This window comes from Aeromonas sp. QDB54 (assembly GCF_027707385.1).
Taxonomy (GTDB): domain Bacteria; phylum Pseudomonadota; class Gammaproteobacteria; order Enterobacterales; family Aeromonadaceae; genus Aeromonas; species Aeromonas hydrophila.
Window position 1 is genome coordinate 1 of record NZ_JAPCIT010000092.1, and the last position, 714, is coordinate 714.

Below are 714 nucleotides of genomic sequence, written 5' to 3' on the forward strand. Positions count from 1 at the left end.
CGCTTAAAAATAATAAAAGCAGACTTGACCTGATAGTTTGGCTGTGAGCAATTATGTGCTTAGTGCATCTAACGCCGTTATCAATTGCGGTAAGAAGCGTAGCAAGCGAAGCGAACGAAGCTTTTTACCGTCAATTGCATAGCTTTGTTAACCCTTTTGCCAAATTTGATAGCAATAGTTAATGTTTGAGCTAAAGTGTTGCTCAAAAACAACTTCGAAGGTATTGGGAATATTCGGAAAGAAAACATCTCCTTCCGGCTCAATATCAATCGTCGATATATGGAGCGTAGAGGCCATGGGCAATGTTTCTCTGTAAATCTCCCCGCCACCAGACACTATAACGTGATCGGTGAGTTCAGCCAGCCCGTACATGGCCTCTTCGATCGACGGGAATACTATTACGTTGTCATTATCGGCCGTCCAGGCTGAGCGAGTAACGACCGCGTATTTCCTATTAGGGAGTGCTCCCATAGATTCGAACGTCTTGCGGCCCACCAAAAGCCACTGGTTGTACGTCAAGGCTTTAAAGAGTAGCTGCTCTCCTTTCGCGGACCAGGGTATGTGTGGACCGCAACCAATCACTCCGTTTTTCGCTTTTGCAGCCATTAATGATACTTTCACAATTTTGGTTCCGGGTTAACTTTGTTTTAGGGCGACTGCCCTGCTGCGTAACATCGTTGCTGCTCCATAACATCAAACATCGACCCACGGCGT

General features: G+C 46.1%; 1 protein-coding gene. It reads right to left on the bottom strand.

Going from position 1 to position 714, the window contains the following annotated elements; genetic code table 11:
- Positions 1-147 precede the first annotated feature (147 nt).
- Positions 148-621: a trimethoprim-resistant dihydrofolate reductase DfrA5 gene (gene dfrA5, locus PG881_RS23955; protein ID WP_001317507.1), complete on the bottom strand. Its 474-nt coding sequence runs from the start codon at positions 619-621 to the stop codon at positions 148-150.
- Positions 622-714: the final 93 nt, after the last annotated feature.